The following is a 16,600-nucleotide window of genomic DNA, read 5'->3' on the forward strand; positions in this document are numbered from 1 at the left end:
GCACCGCCTGCGGGCGGCGGCGCTGCGGGCCATGGCGGACCCGTCGCGCACGTTCCTGTCCTTCGACGGGCGCGACGGCGGCCGGACCGTAGAGGTCTTCGGCGACCTGGCGACGGCCCGGCGGATCGCCGTCCTGGTGCCCGGCTCCGACACGAACCTCGACCGGTACGGCCGGCTGCACGCCGGGGCGACGCGGCTGCGCGAGGCGCTCGGCGACGGCTCGGCGGTCATCGCCTGGGCCGGCTACCGCACGCCCGGCACGCTCAGCCCGGACGTGCTGACGCCCGCGCGGGCCGACGAGGCCGTGCCCGGGTTGCGCGCGTTCGTACGTGAGCTGCGTGCGGTCAAGCCCGGCGCCCGGCTGTCGCTCGTGTGCCACTCCTACGGCTCGGTGGTGTGCGGACGGGCCGCGCCCGGCCTGGACGTGGCCGACATCGTCCTGATGGGCAGCCCCGGCGCGGGCGTCCCCGACGTCGCCGCCATGCGCACCCGCGCGGTCGTGTGGGCCGGGCGCGGCGCCGCCGACTGGATCGCCGGCGTGCCCCACGCGCTGGTCGAGCTGCCGTTCGTCACGGTCGGGCTGGGGGCGGACCCGGTCTCGCCCGGGTTCGGCGCCCGCGTCTTCGCGGCGGGCGACGGCGGCCACAGCGACTACCTGCGGCCCGGCTCCCCCGCCCTGACGGCCGTCGCCCGCATCGTCTCCGGAGAGGCCGCCCGCGATGCCTGACTCCTCCCCCCGCGTCGTCTCCGGAGAGGCCCCCGCGATGTCTGACTCCTCCCTCCGCACGCGCTCCGGCCCGCGCGGGCTCGCCGCCCGCATCGAGGCCGGGACGCCGCCGGAGCGCGACCGGGCCCTGGACGCGCTGCGGGCCCTGGCCATCCTCGGGGTGGTGGCCGGGCACTGGCTGGTGACCGCCGTGGTCAGCGACAGCGGCAGCCTGCGCGTCACCAGCCCGCTCAAGTACCTGCCGCAGCTCGCCCCGATGTCGTGGGCGTTCCAGATGCTGGCGATCTTCTTCCTGGTGGGCGGCCTGGTCGGGGCGAAGGGCCACTGGTCGGCGCGGGCGGCCGGCATCGGCTACGTCCCGTGGCTGCGCGGCCGGTTGGGGCGGCTGTTCCGCCCGGTGGCGGTCGTCGCGGCGGTGTGGGCCGTGGCGGCGGTCGCGATGCTCGCCTCCGGGGTGCCGCTGGAGGACGTGCGGCTGCTGGTCAGGATGGCCGCGGCGCCGATGTGGTTCCTGCTGGTGTTCGCCGCGCTGACGGCGGCCACGCCGCTGGCCGCCCGGCTGCACCCGGCCTGGCCGCTCGCGGCGGTGGCGGCCTGCGACGCGGTGCGGTTCGGGCCCGGCGGCCCGGAGTGGTTGTGGTGGGTGAACCTGGCGGCCGGGTGGCTGGTGCCGTACTGCCTGGGCGCGGCCTGGGCCCGCGGGCGGCTGCGGAGCCGGGCCACCGGCTGGACGCTGCTGACCGGCGGCGCGGCCACGGCCCTGGCGCTGGTGGTGTGGGGCGGCTACCCGGCGACCATGGTCGGGGTGCCGGGCGCCCCGGTCTCCAACCTGGACCCGCCCTCGCTCGCGGCCGTCAGCTTCGGGCTCGCCCAGTGCGGCGCGGCGCTGCTGCTGCTCGGCCCGCTGCGCCGGCTGCTGCGCCGCCCCGCCGTCTGGGCGTCCGTGGCCGTGGCGAACCTGGCCGCGATGACGATCTTCCTGTGGCACCAGACCGCGCTGATCGCGGTGACCGAGCTCGGCCTGCTGGCGAGCCGGGCGCTCCTGGAGAGCCGGGCGCTGCCCGGCCTGCACACCCCGCCCGAGGAGCTCGGGTGGGTGGCGGCCCGGCTGGCCTGGCTGCCGGCGTTCGCGGTGGCGCTGCTGGTGTGCTGCGCCGCCTTCCACGCCTACGAACGCCGGCGGCCCCGCTAGAGCAGCTTCTCGATGGCCGCGACGACGGCCGGGTCGTCGGGGGCGGTGCGGGGACGGAAGCGGGCCACGACGTTGCCCTCGCGGTCGAGCAGGAACTTCTCGAAGTTCCACTGGACGTCGCCCGCCGCGCCCTCCTCGTCGGCCGTCTCGGTGAGCTCGGCGTAGAGCGGGTGGCGGCCGGGGCCGTTGACGTCGGCCTTGGCCAGCAGCGGGAAGTCGACGCCGTAGGTCGCCGAGCAGAACTCCTGGATCTCCTCCGCCGTGCCGGGCTCCTGGCCGGCGAACTGGTTGCAGGGCACGCCGACCACGCTGAAGCCGCGCGGGCCGAAGTCCTGCTGGAGCTGGACCAGGCCGGCGTACTGCGGGGTCAGGCCGCAGCGGGAGGCCACGTTGACCAGCAGCACGGCCTTGTCGCCGGCGAGGTCGCCGAGCGTGGTGGGGTCGTCGGCGAGGGTGCGGAGCGGGATGTCGCGAAGGCTCATGATCTGAAGCTTACAGAACGACGCCCGCCGCAGATTGTGACCTATTCCTCATTTTTCCCGCGAAACCCCTGAATATCAATATGTCGCGATCTTGGAATTCCGCCTGATTTTTCATGGTCAATTAGGAAATGTGGGCGTTTGTCAGGCAGGGTGACGCGGTCCCCGTCCCCTTCGAAAGGGAATCCGCATGCCCATGCTCCGCCGTACCGGTGTCCTGGTCCTCGCCGCAACGCTCGCGACGGTGACCGGCACCACGGCCGCACAGGCGCAGAGCTCCCAGAGCAGTGGCAGGAACAAAGCCATCGCCAAGTCCCTGGCCGCCCAGCGCGGCTGGGGCGCCGCGAGCTACGGCTGCCTGGTCAGGCTCTGGTCCAGAGAGAGCGGCTGGAACCACAGGGCCGGCAACCGGTCGGGCGCCTACGGCATCCCGCAGGCGCTCCCCGGCCACAAGATGGCCTCCTCGGGCGCCGACTGGCGCACGAACCCGCGCACCCAGATCCGGTGGGGTCTGGGCTACATCAAGCAGCGGTACGGCTCGCCGTGTCGCGCGTGGGCGCACTTCCAATCCCACAGTTGGTACTGAGCCAAACCCCAGGTACGTCCGCGTTTTTACTCAAGGACATGCCATATGGGCGACGGGCCGGGCAATCCTGGCCCAGCGAGATCGCCCTTTATCCGAATTGAGCGCGCAAACACCTGTCCTTCGCGTGTCGAGATCGCGGCCCGCGGTCACGGCCCGTAATAGGAATCGTGCTTGAGGACACGTCGTGGCGCCTTCCGGGCCGTCCAGCACGATCGGGCGGTACAGGATCCCGGGAGGCCGCGCGGACCCTCCGCGTCCGAGCCACGGACGCGGACCGGCAGGGCGCCCCCGAGGGGGCGCCCGTCCGCACGCGACCCGAAAGCAAGGATCGCCTTGGACAGCAAACGCGTGCTCAGCGGCACTCTTCTCACTATCAGCGCGTTCGGCGTCAGCACCGGCCCGGCCTGGGCGGAGTCCCGGCCTCCGGTGATCAAGATGCGGACCTGGACAACGTCAGCGCAACCGAAGATCGCGGCCGTACGGCCCGCCGGAAGAAACAAGAAGATCGCCCTGGGACAGGTCGTCCAGCGCGCGTGGAACTACCGGGAGTTCCGCTGCCTGGACAACCTGTGGACCAGGGAGAGCAATTGGAACCACCACGCGCTCAACCGGTCGTCGGGCGCCTACGGGATCCCGCAGGCGCTGCCCGCGGGCAAGATGAGCGGCGCGGGCAAGGACTGGCGGTCCAACCCCGAGACGCAGATCCGCTGGGGCCTGGCCTACATCAAGGGAAGGTACGGCAGGCCCTGCGGCGCCTGGGGGCACTGGCAATCGCACAACTGGTACTGATCTCGCGTGCCGGAGGGCATCCGGGCCCGCCCGGGTGCCCTCCTACTGACCCGCGTGCACCGCGATGGCCTGGATGAGCAGTTCGACCCCGAACTCGAACTCCGCCTCGTGGTCGCACTCGGCCAGCAGCGGCGCCAGCGCGCTCACCTCGGGGAACAACGCCGGATCGACGACGGCGGCCTCGACCGTGCGGCTGTGGACGGGCGCGAAGGTGGGCGTCACGCCGACCTCGCGCAGCAGCGAGCCCACGATGAAGGCGATGAACATGCGCAACATCCGGACGGCGTCGGGCCCGTCGAAGCCCGCGCCGCGCAGCGTGGCCAGCGCCCGCTCGACCGGCAGCAGCCCGGCGTGGGAGTGGAGCTGGCGGCTGACCACCACCATGGTCGAGCGCGGATGGTGATGGGCGATCTGCCGGAAGGCCCGCGCCTGCGCCCGCACCCGGTCGGTCCAGTGGGCATCGGGGTCGTCGGTGAACTCGATGCCGCTCAGCACGCTCTCGGCCACGCCGTTGAGCAGCGCGTCCTTGTTCGGCACGTGGTTGTAGAGGGACATCACGCCGACGCCGAGCTCGGCCGCGATGCGGCGCATGGAGACCGCGTCGGCGCCCTCGCGCTCGATGAGGTCGATGGCCGCGGCCACGATGCGCGGCCTGGACAGGGGCTCGGTGGTCATAGCTCATTCTATTGACGCACGTACACCGTACGTGCAAGGGTCGAGCCGTGGACGTACACCGTACGTAATCCCCCTCGCGGAGGTCCCCCATGTCGACGCACGATCTCTACACCCTCCCCGCCGAGCTCTCCACCTGGGACGTCGGCATGGCCGGCGCCAGCCGGTTCACCTGGGAGTACGACGAGGGCCGCGACCGCATGCTGGCCTTGTACCAGAAGGGCAAGGACAAGCAGTGGGACTCGGCCAAGCGCATCGACTGGGACCTGGAGGTGGACCCGTACAACGTGCTCGGGATCCCCGACAACACGATCGCCATCCACGACACCCCGCTGTGGCACCGGCTCGGCCCCCAGCAGCGCCAGGACGTGCGGCTGCACGGCGCGGCCTGGCAGTTCTCCCAGTTCCTGCACGGCGAGCAGGGCGCGATGATCTGCTCGGCCCGGATCGTGGAGTCGGTGCCCGACCTGGACTCCAAGTTCTACGCCGCCACCCAGACCATGGACGAGGCCCGCCACGCCGAGACCTACGCCCGCTTCCTCCAGGAGAAGGTGGGCCTGGCGTACCCGATCAACGAGCACCTCAAGGCGCTGCTGGAGAGCACGCTCAGCGACTCCCGCTGGGACATGCCCTACCTCGGCATGCAGGTGCTCATCGAGGGCCTGGCCCTGGCCGCGTTCGGCGTCATGCGCGACATCACCACCAAGCCGCTGCCCAAGCAGATCCTCGCGTACGTGATGCAGGACGAGGCCCGGCACGTCGCCTTCGGCCGGATGGCGCTGCGCGACTACTACAAGAACCTGTCGGAGTCCGAGCTGCGCGAGCGCGAGGACTTCGTCATCGAGGGCTGCTACCTCATGCGCGACCGGCTGCGCGGCGCGGAGTCCTGGGAGCACCTGGGCCTGTCCAGGGCCGAGACCGACGAGGTCATGCGGGCCACCGACCAGTCGGAGTACCTGCGGCTGTTCCGCTCGCTGCTGTTCAGCAGGATCGTGCCGTGCGTCAAGGACATCGGGCTGTGGAGCCCGCGGCTGCAGCAGGCGTACGCCGACATGGGCGTGCTGGAGATGGCCGGCCAGTCGCTCGACGCCCTCATGAAGCAGGACGAGGACATCGCCGACAAGCTGGACGCCGCCCGCTTCGCCGCCGAGGAGGCCGAGCGGCACGCCGAGGTCGCCGACACGATCGCCCTCGGCACGTCCGCCCCCTGACCGGCCCGCCCGGCCGGGCGGCGTTCTCAGCGTCCGCCGTGGAAGCGGCGGTGCAGTTCGCGCACCTGCCCGGCCAGCTCCGGGACGGGCCCGTCCACCGGGACGCCCGGCGCGACGGCGTTGACCGGCAGCGTGCTCACCGGCGGCGCCGGCACGCCCAGCTCCGCCAGCCAGCCGCCGAGCTGCTCCGACGACGCGACGTACACGATGCGCCCGAGGCCCACCCAGGCGTGGGCGGCCGCGCACATCGGGCAGTGCTCGCCGGAGGTGTAGACGGTGGCCGCCGCCCGCTCCTGCGGGGTCAGGTTGGCCGCCGCCCACCGCGCCAGCTCGAACTCCGGATGCCGGGTGCGGTCGCCCCCGGCCACCCGGTTGTGGTCCTCGGCCAGCACGGCGCCGTCCGCGGCGACCAGCACCGACCCGAAGGGCTCGTCGCCCGACTCCAGCGCCTCGGTGGCCAGCTCGACACAGCGCCGCAGGTACGGCAGTTCCCTCTCGTCGATCATCGCGACTTCCCGTCCGGTGAGAATGGTGAGCGGAAAGGACAGCTCCGCCTTAGCCCGGGCCGCGCCCGAGCCGCAGGTGGCAGTGTGCCCGGCCGTCCGGACGACGGCGGGCGCGGGGTCGCCGGACGCGCCGTGAGGGTCTCGTTTCTGCCCGTAACCTGCAGAAACCCCCACATTTACCGCAAAAAATGGGTTGATCCCACGTATTAATCTGGATGGGATGCCTCCCGATACTGACACACCTCGCCGTCCCCTGCTCTCCTCCAACTCCCTGTGGCGGATGAAGTCCTACCTCCGCCCGTACGCCGCCAGACTGGTGCTCATCTGGCTGGCCGCGATCCTCAGCATCGCCGCGAGCATCGCGCTCCCCCTGATCAGCGAGAAGGTCATCGACGGTCCCGTGACGCGGGGCGACTCCGACGGGCTGCTCCCGCTCGGTCTCATCGCCCTGGGCGTGGGCGTCGTGGAGGCCGGGCTGATCTTCCTGCGGCGCTGGACCCAGGTCAAACCCGTCCTCGGGCTGGAGACCGCGATCCGCGACGACCTCTACGAGCACCTGCAGCGCCTGCCGATGGGCTTCCACGGCGACTGGCAGTCGGGCCAGCTGCTGTCGCGGGCCACGACGGACCTGTCCACGATCCGCCGCTTCCTCGGCTTCGGCATGCTCTTCCTGGTGATGAACGTCCTCCAGCTCATCACGGTGACCGTGCTCCTGCTGAACAAGTACTGGCCGCTCGGGCTGCTGGTGCTGGCCTCGGCCGTGCCGATCGTGTGGACGTCCCTGCGGTTCGAGAAGCGGTACATCAAGATCTCCCGCCAGGTCCAGGACGAGCAGGGCGACCTCGCCACGCTCGTCGAGGAGTCGGCCATCGGCATCCGTACGATCAAGGCGTTCGGCCGCCGCCACCACGTCTACGACCGCTACGACGAGGCGGCCCGCAAGGTGTACGGCAGCTCGGTCGACAAGGCCACCCTGTCGGCCCGGTTCTTCGCCTTCCTCGAAGTGATCCCCAACGTCACCCTCGCCCTGGTGCTGCTGCTCGGCGCGCTCGCGGTGGGCTCCGGCTCGATGACGCTGGGCACGCTGGTCGCCTTCACCACCCTGATGCTCCAGCTCGTCTGGCCGATCGCCAGCCTCGGCTACATCCTGGCCATGGCCCAGGAGGCGATGACCTCCGCCGACCGGGTCATGGAGGTCATGGACACCGTCCCGGCGATCGAGAGCGGCAGCCGCACGATCGAGCTGCCCCGGGGCCACCTGCGCTTCGAGGGCGTCGGGTTCGCCTTCCCCGGCGCGGACGAGCCGGTGCTGCGCGACGTCTGGCTGGACGTGCACCCCGGCGAGACGGTCGCGATCGTGGGCGCGACCGGCGCGGGCAAGACCACGCTGACCGCGCTGGTGCCCCGGCTGCTCGACGCCACCACGGGCCGCGTGACCATCGACGGCGAGGACGTGCGCGACCTCGACCTGACCACGCTGCGCTCGCTGGTGGCCACCGCGTTCGAGGAGCCGACGCTGTTCTCGATGAGCGTGCGCGAGAACCTCATGCTCGGCCGGCTCGACGCCACCGAGGAGGAGCTGGCCGCCGCGATCGCCACCGCCCAGGCCGGCTTCGTGTACGACCTGCCCTGGGGCCTCGACACCCGCATCGGCGAGCAGGGCCTGTCCTTGTCGGGCGGGCAGCGGCAGCGGCTCGCCCTGGCGCGGGCGGTGCTGAGCAGGCCGCGGGTGCTCGTCCTCGACGACACCCTGTCGGCGCTCGACGTGGAGACCGAGGCGCTGGTGGAGGAGGCGCTGCGGCACGTCCTGCGCGAGGCGACCGGCATCGTGGTCGCCCACCGCGCCTCGACCGTGCTGCTGGCCGACAAGGTGGCGCTGCTGCGCGACGGCACCATCACCCACGTCGGCCGCCACCACGAGCTGCTGGCCGACGTGCCCGAGTACCGCGAACTGCTGGCCCAGGACGCCGACTTCGACCCCTCGGAAGGAGCCCTGCGATGACCGCCGCCCCCGTCTCCTCCTGGCGCGGCGTCGCCTCCGAGGAGCAGGACGAACTGCCGGAGAAGGTGTCGGTGCTGCTGCGGGAGCGCTCCCGCAGGCTGCTCGGCGACCTGCTGCGTCCCTACCGCAAGGCCATCGCGCTGCTCACCGCGATCATCGTCGTCTCGAACGCCGCGGCGCTGGCGATCCCGTATCTGGTCAAGGTGGGGATCGACGACGGCATCCCGCCGATGACCCGCGGGTCTGGGCCGTCGATCCTGCTGATCGTGGTCGGCGTGATCCTGGTCGCGGCCGTCACGCAGGCGCTCACCCGGCAGGCGTTCCTGCGCCTGTCGGGGAAGATCGGCCAGAGCGTGCTGCTGGAGCTGCGCAGGCGGGTGTTCGACCACTTCCAGCGGCTGTCGCTGAGCTTCCACGAGAAGTACACCTCGGGCCGGGTCATCTCCCGGCTGACCTCCGACATCGAGGCCATCTCCGAGCTGCTCCAGTCGGGCTTCGACGGGCTGGTCAAGGCGGTGCTGACGATGTTCGGCACGGCCGCGCTGCTGCTCGTCCTCGACGTGCACCTCGGCCTGGTGGCGCTGGTCCCGCTGCCGCTGCTGCTGCTGTTCACGCGATGGTTCCGGCGGCAGTCGGTGATCGTCTACCGGCGCACGCGGGAGACGGTCGCCCTGGTGATCGTGCACTTCGTGGAGTCGATGACCGGCATCCGCGCGGTGCAGGCGTTCCGCAGGGAGCCGCGCAACCAGGAGATCTTCGCCCAGCTCAACGACGACTACCGGGACGCCAACGCGCGCAGCATGGTGCTGGGCGCGGAGTTCATGTTCGGCATCAAGCTGATCGGCAACCTCACCGTGGGCGGGGTGCTGCTCTACGGCGGCTACCTGGCGATCCAGGGCGAGGTCACGGTCGGCGTGCTGGCCGCGTTCCTGCTGTACCTGCGGCAGTTCTACGAGCCGATGCAGGAGCTCAGCCAGTTCTACAACACGCTGCAGTCGGCGGGCGCGGCCCTGGAGAAGCTGTCGGGCGTGCTGGAGGAGGAGCCGGGCGTGCCGGAGCCGCGCCGCCCCGAGCCGCTGCCCCAGCAGGCCCGCGGCATGGTCCGCTTCGAGGACGTGCGCTTCGCCTACGTCGAGGAGATGCCGATCCTGCCCGGCCTCGACCTGACGATCCCCGGCGGGCAGAGCGTGGCGCTGGTCGGCGCGACCGGCGCGGGCAAGACGACGCTGGCCAAGCTGATCTCCCGCTTCTACGACCCGACCGCGGGCCGCGTGCTGCTCGACGGGGTCGATCTGCGCGACCTGGACGAGACGACGCTGCGCCAGGCCGTCGTCATGGTGACGCAGGAGAACTTCCTGTTCAGCGGCACGGTCGCGGACAACATCAGGTTCGGCCGGCCGGACGCCACCGACCGGCAGGTCCGCGAGGCGGCCAAGGCGATCGGCGCGCACGAGTTCGTCGCCGGGCTGCCCGACGGTTACGACACCGAGGTCGGCAAGCGCGGCGGGCGCATGTCGGCGGGCCAGCGACAGCTCATCGCGTTCGCCAGGGCGTTCCTCGCCGACCCCGCGGTGCTCATCCTCGACGAGGCCACCTCCAGCCTCGACGTGCCGAGCGAGCGGCTGGTGCAGCGGGCGCTGCGCACGATCCTCGCCGACCGCACCGCGCTGATCATCGCCCACCGGCTCTCGACCGTGGAGATCGCCGACCGGGTGCTGGTGATGGAGGCCGGCCAGGTCGTCGAGGACGGGCCGCCCGACCGGCTCATCGCCGCCTCGGGCCGCTTCGCCGGGCTGCACCGGGCCTGGCTGGAGAGCCTGAGCCAGTGACCACGACGCCGTCGGCCCACCGCGCGAGCGGCGGGCCGGCGCGCTAGTGGTGGACGGGCGCGGCGGCCACGAGGCCGCGGTACAGCTCGTACCCGACGAACAGGGCGACGGGCACCCCGATCGCGACGAGCAGCCGACCGGCCAGCGGCGCCCCGGCCAGGGGCGCCTTCGGCTCCTCCAGCGCCGGACCCGACACGGCGCCGAGCTCGGGCACGAGTTGGGGCCGCACCTCGGGATCCGGCCGCAGCTCGGGGTGCCTGGCCAGGTAGCCGTTCGGGAACGACGTCACGTGGTAGGCGCCGCATCCCGGGCAGCACGTGCCCGACGAGGGAGGTTGCACGGCAACGCCGGAGCTGAGCCAGATCTCGACCTGATTGCCGTGGTCGTCGGCGAAATGCCGGACGACGAATTCCTCCTCCCAGACGCGCAGACAGCGCAGGCACTCGAAGGGCCAGGTCTCGCGGGTCTCGAACCCGTCGCGCACGAGGATCACCCCCGGCTGGGGATTCAGTGGTCTAGACCTGAGTCTGCGCCTGGCCCCGCGCCTGCGCAAGACGCACCTTATGACACTTCAAGCTACGAAACGCTTACCAAGTGTCATGGTTTAGCGCCGTTTTTCGGCACTTGCCCGCCCGCCGTCGCGTCTCCCGTCAGTACGGACGCCGCGGCGGAACCGGGCTGAGCAGCGGCGTGGCGTCCGGGACGACCGGCTCGTCCGACCGGAACAGCTCCGGATGGCGGGCGAGATAGCCGGCCGGGAACGTGGTGGTCTGCTGACAGCCGCAATGCGGGCAGATCACCCCGTACGACGGCGGCGGCACCACGAGCCCGTCCCTGAGCCAGATCTCGGCGGCGTTCCCGTGCTCGTCGTCGACGTGCCGGACGAGGTAGTCCTCTTCCCAGACGTGCCAGCAACCGCGGCACTCGAAGGGCAGGGTCCTGCGTTCTTCCTCCACTGAGGTCACCCCCTCACTACGAGTGTCCGCCTCCCCTCCGGAACATCGCAAGCCGGGGGTCACCGGACCGTGAGCACGAAGGTGACCGCGCCGAGCACGACGCTGAGGGTGCCGAGCCAGGCGAACAGCGCGTCGAGGCCCGCGTCGATGGGCCGTCCGCCGTGCAGGGCCTCCTGGACCCGGCGGAAGCGCACCCCCGTCCTGATCAGCAGGACCGCGCCGCACAGCGCGGCCAGCGCGAACCCGGCGACGGCCACGGCGGGCAGGCCGTGGCGCACCGCGAGCCCGGCCGCGCCGAGCCCGCCCGTGGCCAGCGCCACGGCGGTGCGGACCCAGGCGAGCCGGGTGCGCTCGCTCTGCAGGCCCTCGTCCCAGATCTCCTGTGACATCTACACCGACAGGATGATGAGCACGAGGGCGACGACGGCCACGGTGGCGACGCCGTACCCGAAGACCGCCGCGAGGGCGGGCGGCGGGAGCGGCGCCTGGTTGCGCAGGGCGCGCTGGATGTTGCGCCAGCGCGGATAGGCCATGCCCGCGGCCAGTGCGGACAACGACACCAGCATGACGGCCAGCACCGTGCGAACCCACGGAACGAACACGTCGGAGGGCACCGCCGCCATGGCCACCCCGCCCGCGCTGAGCGCCAGCGCCGTACTCAGCCACGTGAGGAAGGTGCGTTCGTTGGCCAAGGTGAAACGCGGGTCGGGCTCCATGCCTTATATGGTAATTCGTCCCCTTTTCCCCTAGAGAAGACGGGATTTCAGCTGCACGCCTTGGCGACCTGCTGGGCGTAGTCGACCGCCTCGCTGCCCACCTTCTGGGCCGCGTCGACGGCGTCGTTCACGTTCTGGACGTCGATCCCGCCCAAAGTCTTGGCAAGGTCTTCGCTGGCCTGCTTGAGCGTGGTGTTGGCGGCCTTGTCGGCCACGTCGTTGAGCTTGCCCGCGGCGTCGTCGAGCGCCTTCTCCATGGCCTTGGGGTCGTCGGTGAGGTCCTTGACCTTGGCGGCCAGGTCGGTGACGATCTTCGGCGCCTCCAGGCACGCCTGGGCCTTGTCGATCGTGTCGTTGACCTCGCCGCACCCGGCGGCCAGGACGCAGACGGCGAAGAGCGCCAGGGGCACGAACCGGCTCTTGATGAGTCGCATACCTCGACCTTACCCAGCGCCCCGCGCCCGCGGCGGCGCGCGATCAGTGAAGAAGCCCCGCTCGACGGCCGGCGGCGGCGAAGGCGGCCGCGATCCGGTCGAGCTGGGCGTCGGTGTGGGTGGCGGTGAGGCTGACCCGGATGAGCGCCTGCCCCGGCGGCACCCCGGGCGAGATCATGGCCGTGGTGAACACCCCTTCGTCGAACAGCTCCCGCCACAACCGGAAGCAGCGCAGGTCCTCCCCCACCGGCACGGCGATGACCGGACGGTCCGACGGCACGACGGCGTACCCCAGCCCGGCCAGCTCGCCGCTCAGCCGCCCGGCCGCGGTCCGCAACCGGCGCCGCCGCTCGGGCTCGGCGACGACGATCTCCAGGGCGGCCAGCGCGGCGGCGGCGCAGGCCGGTGACAGGGCGGCGGTGAACACCATGGACCGCGCGTGGTGGCGCAGGTAGAGGATGATCTCCTCCGGCCCGGCGACCGCGCCGCCGATCGTGCCGAACGACTTGGAGAAGGTGATGGTCTGCACGTCCACCGCCTCCTCCAGGCCGTGCGCCTCGGCGGCGCCGCGACCGGCGTCCCCGAGCAGGCCGGCGTCGTGGGCGCTGTCCATCACGACGCGGGCTCCGTACGCGCGGGCGAGCTTGGCGATGCCCGGCAGGTCGCACACGTTGCCCGAGGTGGAGAACATGCCCTCGGTCACGATCATCCGGCCGGTGTCCGGGTCGGCGGCGGCCAGCAGCCGTTCCAGGTGGTCCATGTCGTTGTGCCGGTAGCGGCGTAAGCGCGCCCCGCCCAGGCGTACGGCGTCGATGAGGCACGCGTGCACCAGCCGGTCGCCGATCACCACGTCGCCGGGCCCCAGCAGCGCGCCCAGCGCGAGGTTGGCCAGGTAGCCGGCGCTGGTCACCATGACCGCCGGACGCCCGAGGAACTCCGCGAGCCGCGCCTCCAGCTCCTCGTGCAGCGCGAGCGAGCCGTTCGTCAGCCGCGAACCGCCGCTGCCCGCCCCGAGCCGCCGGATCGCCGCGACGGCGGCCTCCTTGACGCGGGGATCCCCCGAGAGCCCGAGATAGTCGTTGGACCCGGCCTGCACCAGCACCCGCCCGCCGACCACCACCTCCCCGTCGCCCGGCCGCTCCTGGATCGGGTGGTAGTACGGATAGACGCCCAGCTCCTTGACCGGCTGGTACCCGGGCAGACGACACTTCGCGAACACATCGGCCATGCCTTCTCACTCCCCTGAGCGCGGACCCCCTGAGAAGAGTCTGATCGACCACCCCGCCGGCCGCGCGGAACTCCCTTCGCCGAAGGCCCGGCACGCACGGCCTTCTCTCAGGTCAGGGCCCGGACAAGAGGTCTGCGCGGAAGGCATCGGCGGCCGGGTCCTAGGATCGGATCCATGGCAATGTGCGAGCATCTTTCCCAGGCCGACGACCCGGCGGCGAAGACCCCAGAGGGCTGCGAGGAGTGCCTGGCCAGCGGCAGCCGATGGGTGCACCTGCGGCGCTGCCTGGAGTGCGGCCACATCGGCTGCTGCGACTCCTCGCCCAACAAGCACGCGACCAAGCACTTCCACGCGACCACGCACCCGGTGATCCAGTCGTTCGAACCGGGCGAGAGCTGGCGCTGGTGCTTCGTGGACAACCAGATGGGCTGACCCGCCCTGCGCGGGCGGCGCCCGTCGGGGTCAGCGTTCGAGGATGGCCTCCTCGAAGTCGAGCTGGGCCATCACCTCGCGCAGCACCTCGTCGTCGAGGCGGCGCTCGTCGCGCAGGCGGACGAACACCTCGCGCTCGGCCGTGAGCATGTCACGGCGCAGCCGCCGGTAGATGCTGCTGGGGGTCTCGGCGCCGCCCTGCGCGGTGCCGCCGCCCAGGCGTTCCCACGCGGTCAGCGACCGCCGCCACGACTTCTCCCTGAGCTGGTCGATGACCTGCTTCTTGATCTCGTCGGGCTCGCCCTCCTGCTCGACCAGGCGTTCGAGCTCGGCCAGGCCCGCCTCCAGCGCGGCCTGCTGGGCGGCCGCCTCGGCCAGCGTGTCCTCGTAGCGCTCCTGCTCGCTCGACACGCGCAGCTTCCTGATCAGGGCGGGGAACGTCATGCCCTGGATCAGCAGGGTGCCGATCACCGTGGTGAACGTCAGGAACAGCAGCATGGCCCGGTCGCGGGCCGGGATCTCCGGCGGGATGGAGAACGCCGCCGCGAGCGACACCACGCCCCGCATGCCGGCCCAGCCCAGGATCACCGTCTGCTGCGGGCTGGGCGCCGGGCCCCGCCGGACGAGCTTGACCAGCGGGGTGAAGGCGAACACCCACACGAACCTGGACACGATCGTCACCGCCAGCACCGCCAGCGCGTAGCCGGCGACCTGCCAGGGGCCGTAGCCGGTGATGCCCTTGATCACGGTCACGAGCTGCAGCCCGATGAGCGCGAAGACGATCGACTCCAGGAAGAAGTCGGTGACCTTCCACACCGCGTCGGACACCAGCCGGGTGCCGAACCCCCGCTGGTGCATGCGGTTGCCCAGGTAGAGGCCGACGACCACGACGGAGATCACGCCCGAGGCGTGCACCGGCTCGGGCCCGAGCCCGGAGACGTGCACGGACTCGGCCGCGAGATAGGCCGCGAACGGGATCAGCAGCATCAGCGTGTTCTCGACCAGCGAGTCGCGGGTGTGCTGGAACACCCAGGCGAACACGAACGCCAGCGCCAGCCCGATCGCCACCCCGCCGAGCGCCGCGAACAGGAACTGCGCCACGCCCTGGAACAGGTCGATGCTGCCGCCCACGGCCGCCCCGATGGCCACCCGGTAGGCCGTCAGCGCCGTGGCGTCGTTGAACAGGCTCTCGCCGATGAGGATCGTCAGCGACTTGCGCGGCAGCCCGAGCCGCCGGCCCACGGCGACGGCCGCCACGGCGTCGGGCGGCGCGATGATCGCGCCGAGCGCGAAGGCGGCGGCCAGCGGGAGCTGCGGCAGCAGCAGGTGGACGACCAGCCCCACCACGGCCGTGGTGAACAGCACCAGGCCGATCGACAGCAGCGCCACGGCCCGCTTGACGTCACGCAGGCGCAGGTAGGAGCTGTCGAGCGCGGCCGAGTAGAGCAGCGGCGGCAGGAACACGAACAGCACCAGCTCGGGCTGCAACGGCACCGCCGGGACCAGCGGCGAGACCAGCAGGCCGGCCGCGACCAGCAACAGCGGGGCCGGCCAGCCCCGCCGCCGCGCCACCGCCGCGACCGCGACCGCGCCACCGGCCATCAGCAGCAGTTGCAGGCCCATGGTCGGGTTCAACGACGTTCCTCCAGCTCGCCCGGGTGGATGCCGAGAGCGTACCCGGCGGGCGGGAGGAGGGTGTCACCACTCCCGGCGGTCGCGCCCGTCGCCGTAGTCCTGCTGCTGGTCGGGGCGCAGGCGTTCGCCGGTCGAGAACAGGGGGTCCGTCACGTACGGACGGCCCATGTTCGGGTCGGACGACTGCGGCGGGTACTCCTGGCGGCCGAGCGCCAGCAGCGGGTCCACCGGGTTGGGCTGCGCGGGCTGCTGGTAGCCCTGGTAGGTGTCGGCCGCGCGGTAGGAGTCCTGGGCGGGCGCGGGGTTGTGCCTGCGGCCGGCGCCGGGGATGCCGTGCATGGGCGTGCCGAGCCCGGCCGTGCCCTGCGGCTGCGCCGGAGGCTGCTGGGGCTGGGACGGCGGCTGCTGGTAGGAGCCGTAGGAGTCCGGGGAGTACTGCTGGGCCGGCGGGTAGGGGTCGGCGGCCTGCGACGGGAAGCCGAGCGGGTCGGTGCTCAGCGGTGCCGGTCGGCGCTGGTCGGCGGGCAGCTGGTAGACGGGCTCGCTGCTCTCGACGTACTGGGGGCCGGTGAAGGGGTCGCCGGCGTACTGGGGGCCGCTCAGCGGGTCGCCGGTGTACTGCGGGCCGCTGAAGGCGTCACCCGTGTACTGGGGGCCGCTCAGCGGATCGCCCGTGTACTGCGGGCCGCTGAACGGGTCACCGGTGTACTGGGGGCCGCTGTGCGGGTCGCCGGGGTACTGGGCGGCGGGCTGCTCGACGTACTGGGGGCCGGTGAAGGGGCTGCGCTCGCCGTACGACGGCGTCTCCCGGGGGCCGGTGGTCTCGCTGTAGGAGGCCACCAGTTTGTCCTGCGGCGCGGGGCCGCGCGCGACCAGCACGTCGTTGGGCGACAGCGACGCGGTGGGCCGCTCGTCGAGCGCGGGCGGCGGAGGCTGCTGCTGGGCGTGCTGAGGTGGCCGGTGGTACGTGCCGGTGCCCGGCATGACCTCGGTGCCCGGATCGGCCGCGGGCACCGCGGGCTGCTCGCCCGTGGCCTCGGCGTAGCCGTCGTCGAGCGTGTCGAGCAGCCTGCCGACATCCTCCATCGGCATGCGGAAGCTCGCTGTGCACATCTCCCCTCGCCACAGGCTGAGGACGAGTGTGCCCTCATGCCACGTGACCCGGAGGCACCGCTCCTGACCTCGTGCATCGAAGAAGACTTCGCC

Annotated in this window: 19 protein-coding genes; 8 read left to right on the plus strand and 11 right to left on the minus strand. The window is 71.9% G+C overall.

Translation table 11 applies throughout. The features are described 5' to 3' along the window. Both ACWCSD_RS14845 and ACWCSD_RS14850 read left to right on the plus strand, forming a co-directional pair. On the plus strand, nt 1-727 hold a 727-nt coding region (locus ACWCSD_RS14845; RefSeq protein WP_449915278.1), incomplete at its 5' end, for an alpha/beta hydrolase. 37 nt (nt 728-764) lie between these two features. Further along, on the plus strand, nt 765-1,919 hold the full coding sequence (locus ACWCSD_RS14850) for an acyltransferase family protein (RefSeq protein ID WP_449915280.1): 1,155 nt from the start codon (nt 765-767) through the stop codon (nt 1,917-1,919). On the opposite strand, the gene ACWCSD_RS14855 is transcribed toward ACWCSD_RS14850, so the two are convergent. Then, entirely contained in the window at nt 1,916-2,401 is a 486-nt protein-coding gene (locus ACWCSD_RS14855) for a glutathione peroxidase (RefSeq protein WP_358284999.1), read from the minus strand. The two genes, ACWCSD_RS14850 and ACWCSD_RS14855, sit on opposite strands and share 4 nt — an antisense overlap. A gap of 187 nt (nt 2,402-2,588) precedes the next feature. Here ACWCSD_RS14855 and ACWCSD_RS14860 point away from each other — a divergent pair, with 187 nt between their 5' ends. Together ACWCSD_RS14860 and ACWCSD_RS14865 are read left to right on the plus strand one after the other, a co-directional pair. After that, the gene (locus ACWCSD_RS14860; RefSeq protein ID WP_449915284.1) at nt 2,589-2,984 is read left to right on the plus strand and encodes an aggregation-promoting factor C-terminal-like domain-containing protein; all 396 of its coding nucleotides are present in this window, start codon (nt 2,589-2,591) and stop codon (nt 2,982-2,984) included. Between the two features lie 333 nt (nt 2,985-3,317). After that, nucleotides 3,318-3,773, plus strand: a complete 456-nt coding sequence (locus tag ACWCSD_RS14865; RefSeq protein ID WP_352324905.1) for an aggregation-promoting factor C-terminal-like domain-containing protein — start codon at nt 3,318-3,320, stop codon at nt 3,771-3,773. A gap of 42 nt (nt 3,774-3,815) precedes the next feature. Here ACWCSD_RS14865 and ACWCSD_RS14870 read toward each other — a convergent pair whose 3' ends face one another. Further along, on the minus strand, nt 3,816-4,448 hold the full coding sequence (locus ACWCSD_RS14870; RefSeq protein ID WP_352357184.1) for a TetR/AcrR family transcriptional regulator: 633 nt from the start codon (nt 4,446-4,448) through the stop codon (nt 3,816-3,818). Between the two features lie 89 nt (nt 4,449-4,537). Between ACWCSD_RS14870 and ACWCSD_RS14875 the strand changes: the two genes are divergently transcribed. Further along, nucleotides 4,538-5,656 carry a ferritin-like domain-containing protein gene (locus tag ACWCSD_RS14875; protein ID WP_358284995.1) on the plus strand — a complete coding sequence of 373 codons (1,119 nt, stop codon included), beginning with the start codon at nt 4,538-4,540 and terminating at the stop codon, nt 5,654-5,656. Between the two features lie 26 nt (nt 5,657-5,682). On the opposite strand, the gene ACWCSD_RS14880 is transcribed toward ACWCSD_RS14875, so the two are convergent. Then, nucleotides 5,683-6,162, minus strand: a complete 480-nt coding sequence (locus ACWCSD_RS14880; RefSeq protein WP_449915288.1) for a nucleoside deaminase — start codon at nt 6,160-6,162, stop codon at nt 5,683-5,685. 220 nt (nt 6,163-6,382) lie between these two features. On the opposite strand from ACWCSD_RS14880, the gene ACWCSD_RS14885 reads away from it, so the two are divergent. Both ACWCSD_RS14885 and ACWCSD_RS14890 read left to right on the plus strand, forming a co-directional pair. Continuing rightward, nucleotides 6,383-8,164, plus strand: a complete 1,782-nt coding sequence (locus ACWCSD_RS14885) for an ABC transporter ATP-binding protein (RefSeq protein WP_352357190.1) — start codon at nt 6,383-6,385, stop codon at nt 8,162-8,164. Continuing rightward, nucleotides 8,161-9,993: an ABC transporter ATP-binding protein gene (locus tag ACWCSD_RS14890; protein WP_397163734.1), complete on the plus strand. Its 1,833-nt coding sequence runs from the start codon at nt 8,161-8,163 to the stop codon at nt 9,991-9,993. Before ACWCSD_RS14885 ends, ACWCSD_RS14890 begins: the two co-directional genes overlap by 4 nt. Nucleotides 9,994-10,036: 43 nt before the next feature. Here the strand turns inward: ACWCSD_RS14890 and ACWCSD_RS14895 are convergent, their stop codons facing one another. The 6 genes from ACWCSD_RS14895 to ACWCSD_RS14920 all read right to left on the minus strand — a co-directional run bounded on the left by ACWCSD_RS14895 (nt 10,037) and on the right by ACWCSD_RS14920 (nt 13,327). Further along, nucleotides 10,037-10,477 carry a hypothetical protein gene (locus tag ACWCSD_RS14895; protein WP_397163732.1) on the minus strand — a complete coding sequence of 147 codons (441 nt, stop codon included), beginning with the start codon at nt 10,475-10,477 and terminating at the stop codon, nt 10,037-10,039. A gap of 166 nt (nt 10,478-10,643) precedes the next feature. After that, entirely contained in the window at nt 10,644-10,958 is a 315-nt protein-coding gene (locus ACWCSD_RS14900; protein ID WP_357964718.1) for a hypothetical protein, read from the minus strand. Nucleotides 10,959-11,008: 50 nt separating this feature from the next. After that, nucleotides 11,009-11,338, minus strand: coding sequence for a DUF202 domain-containing protein (locus ACWCSD_RS14905; protein WP_357964720.1), 330 nt, complete (start codon nt 11,336-11,338; stop codon nt 11,009-11,011). Then, nucleotides 11,339-11,665 carry a YidH family protein gene (locus tag ACWCSD_RS14910; protein ID WP_352363977.1) on the minus strand — a complete coding sequence of 109 codons (327 nt, stop codon included), beginning with the start codon at nt 11,663-11,665 and terminating at the stop codon, nt 11,339-11,341. A gap of 47 nt (nt 11,666-11,712) precedes the next feature. Continuing rightward, entirely contained in the window at nt 11,713-12,099 is a 387-nt protein-coding gene (locus tag ACWCSD_RS14915; RefSeq protein ID WP_352324105.1) for a hypothetical protein, read from the minus strand. Nucleotides 12,100-12,142: 43 nt separating this feature from the next. Beyond that, the gene (locus ACWCSD_RS14920) at nt 12,143-13,327 is read right to left on the minus strand and encodes an aminotransferase class I/II-fold pyridoxal phosphate-dependent enzyme (protein ID WP_449915298.1); all 1,185 of its coding nucleotides are present in this window, start codon (nt 13,325-13,327) and stop codon (nt 12,143-12,145) included. A gap of 174 nt (nt 13,328-13,501) precedes the next feature. On the opposite strand from ACWCSD_RS14920, the gene ACWCSD_RS14925 reads away from it, so the two are divergent. Continuing rightward, nucleotides 13,502-13,759 (plus strand): ubiquitin carboxyl-terminal hydrolase 14, encoded by a 258-nt coding sequence (locus ACWCSD_RS14925; protein WP_358284978.1) that lies wholly within the window; start codon nt 13,502-13,504, stop codon nt 13,757-13,759. A 30-nt stretch (nt 13,760-13,789) separates the two neighbouring features. On the opposite strand, the gene ACWCSD_RS14930 is transcribed toward ACWCSD_RS14925, so the two are convergent. Then, on the minus strand, nt 13,790-15,394 hold the full coding sequence (locus tag ACWCSD_RS14930; RefSeq protein ID WP_358284976.1) for a Na+/H+ antiporter: 1,605 nt from the start codon (nt 15,392-15,394) through the stop codon (nt 13,790-13,792). A 63-nt stretch (nt 15,395-15,457) separates the two neighbouring features. After that, the gene (locus ACWCSD_RS14935) at nt 15,458-16,486 is read right to left on the minus strand and encodes a hypothetical protein (RefSeq protein WP_397163727.1); all 1,029 of its coding nucleotides are present in this window, start codon (nt 16,484-16,486) and stop codon (nt 15,458-15,460) included. Nucleotides 16,487-16,600: the final 114 nt, after the last annotated feature.

It is taken from the genome of Nonomuraea sp. NPDC001684, from assembly GCF_053596515.1.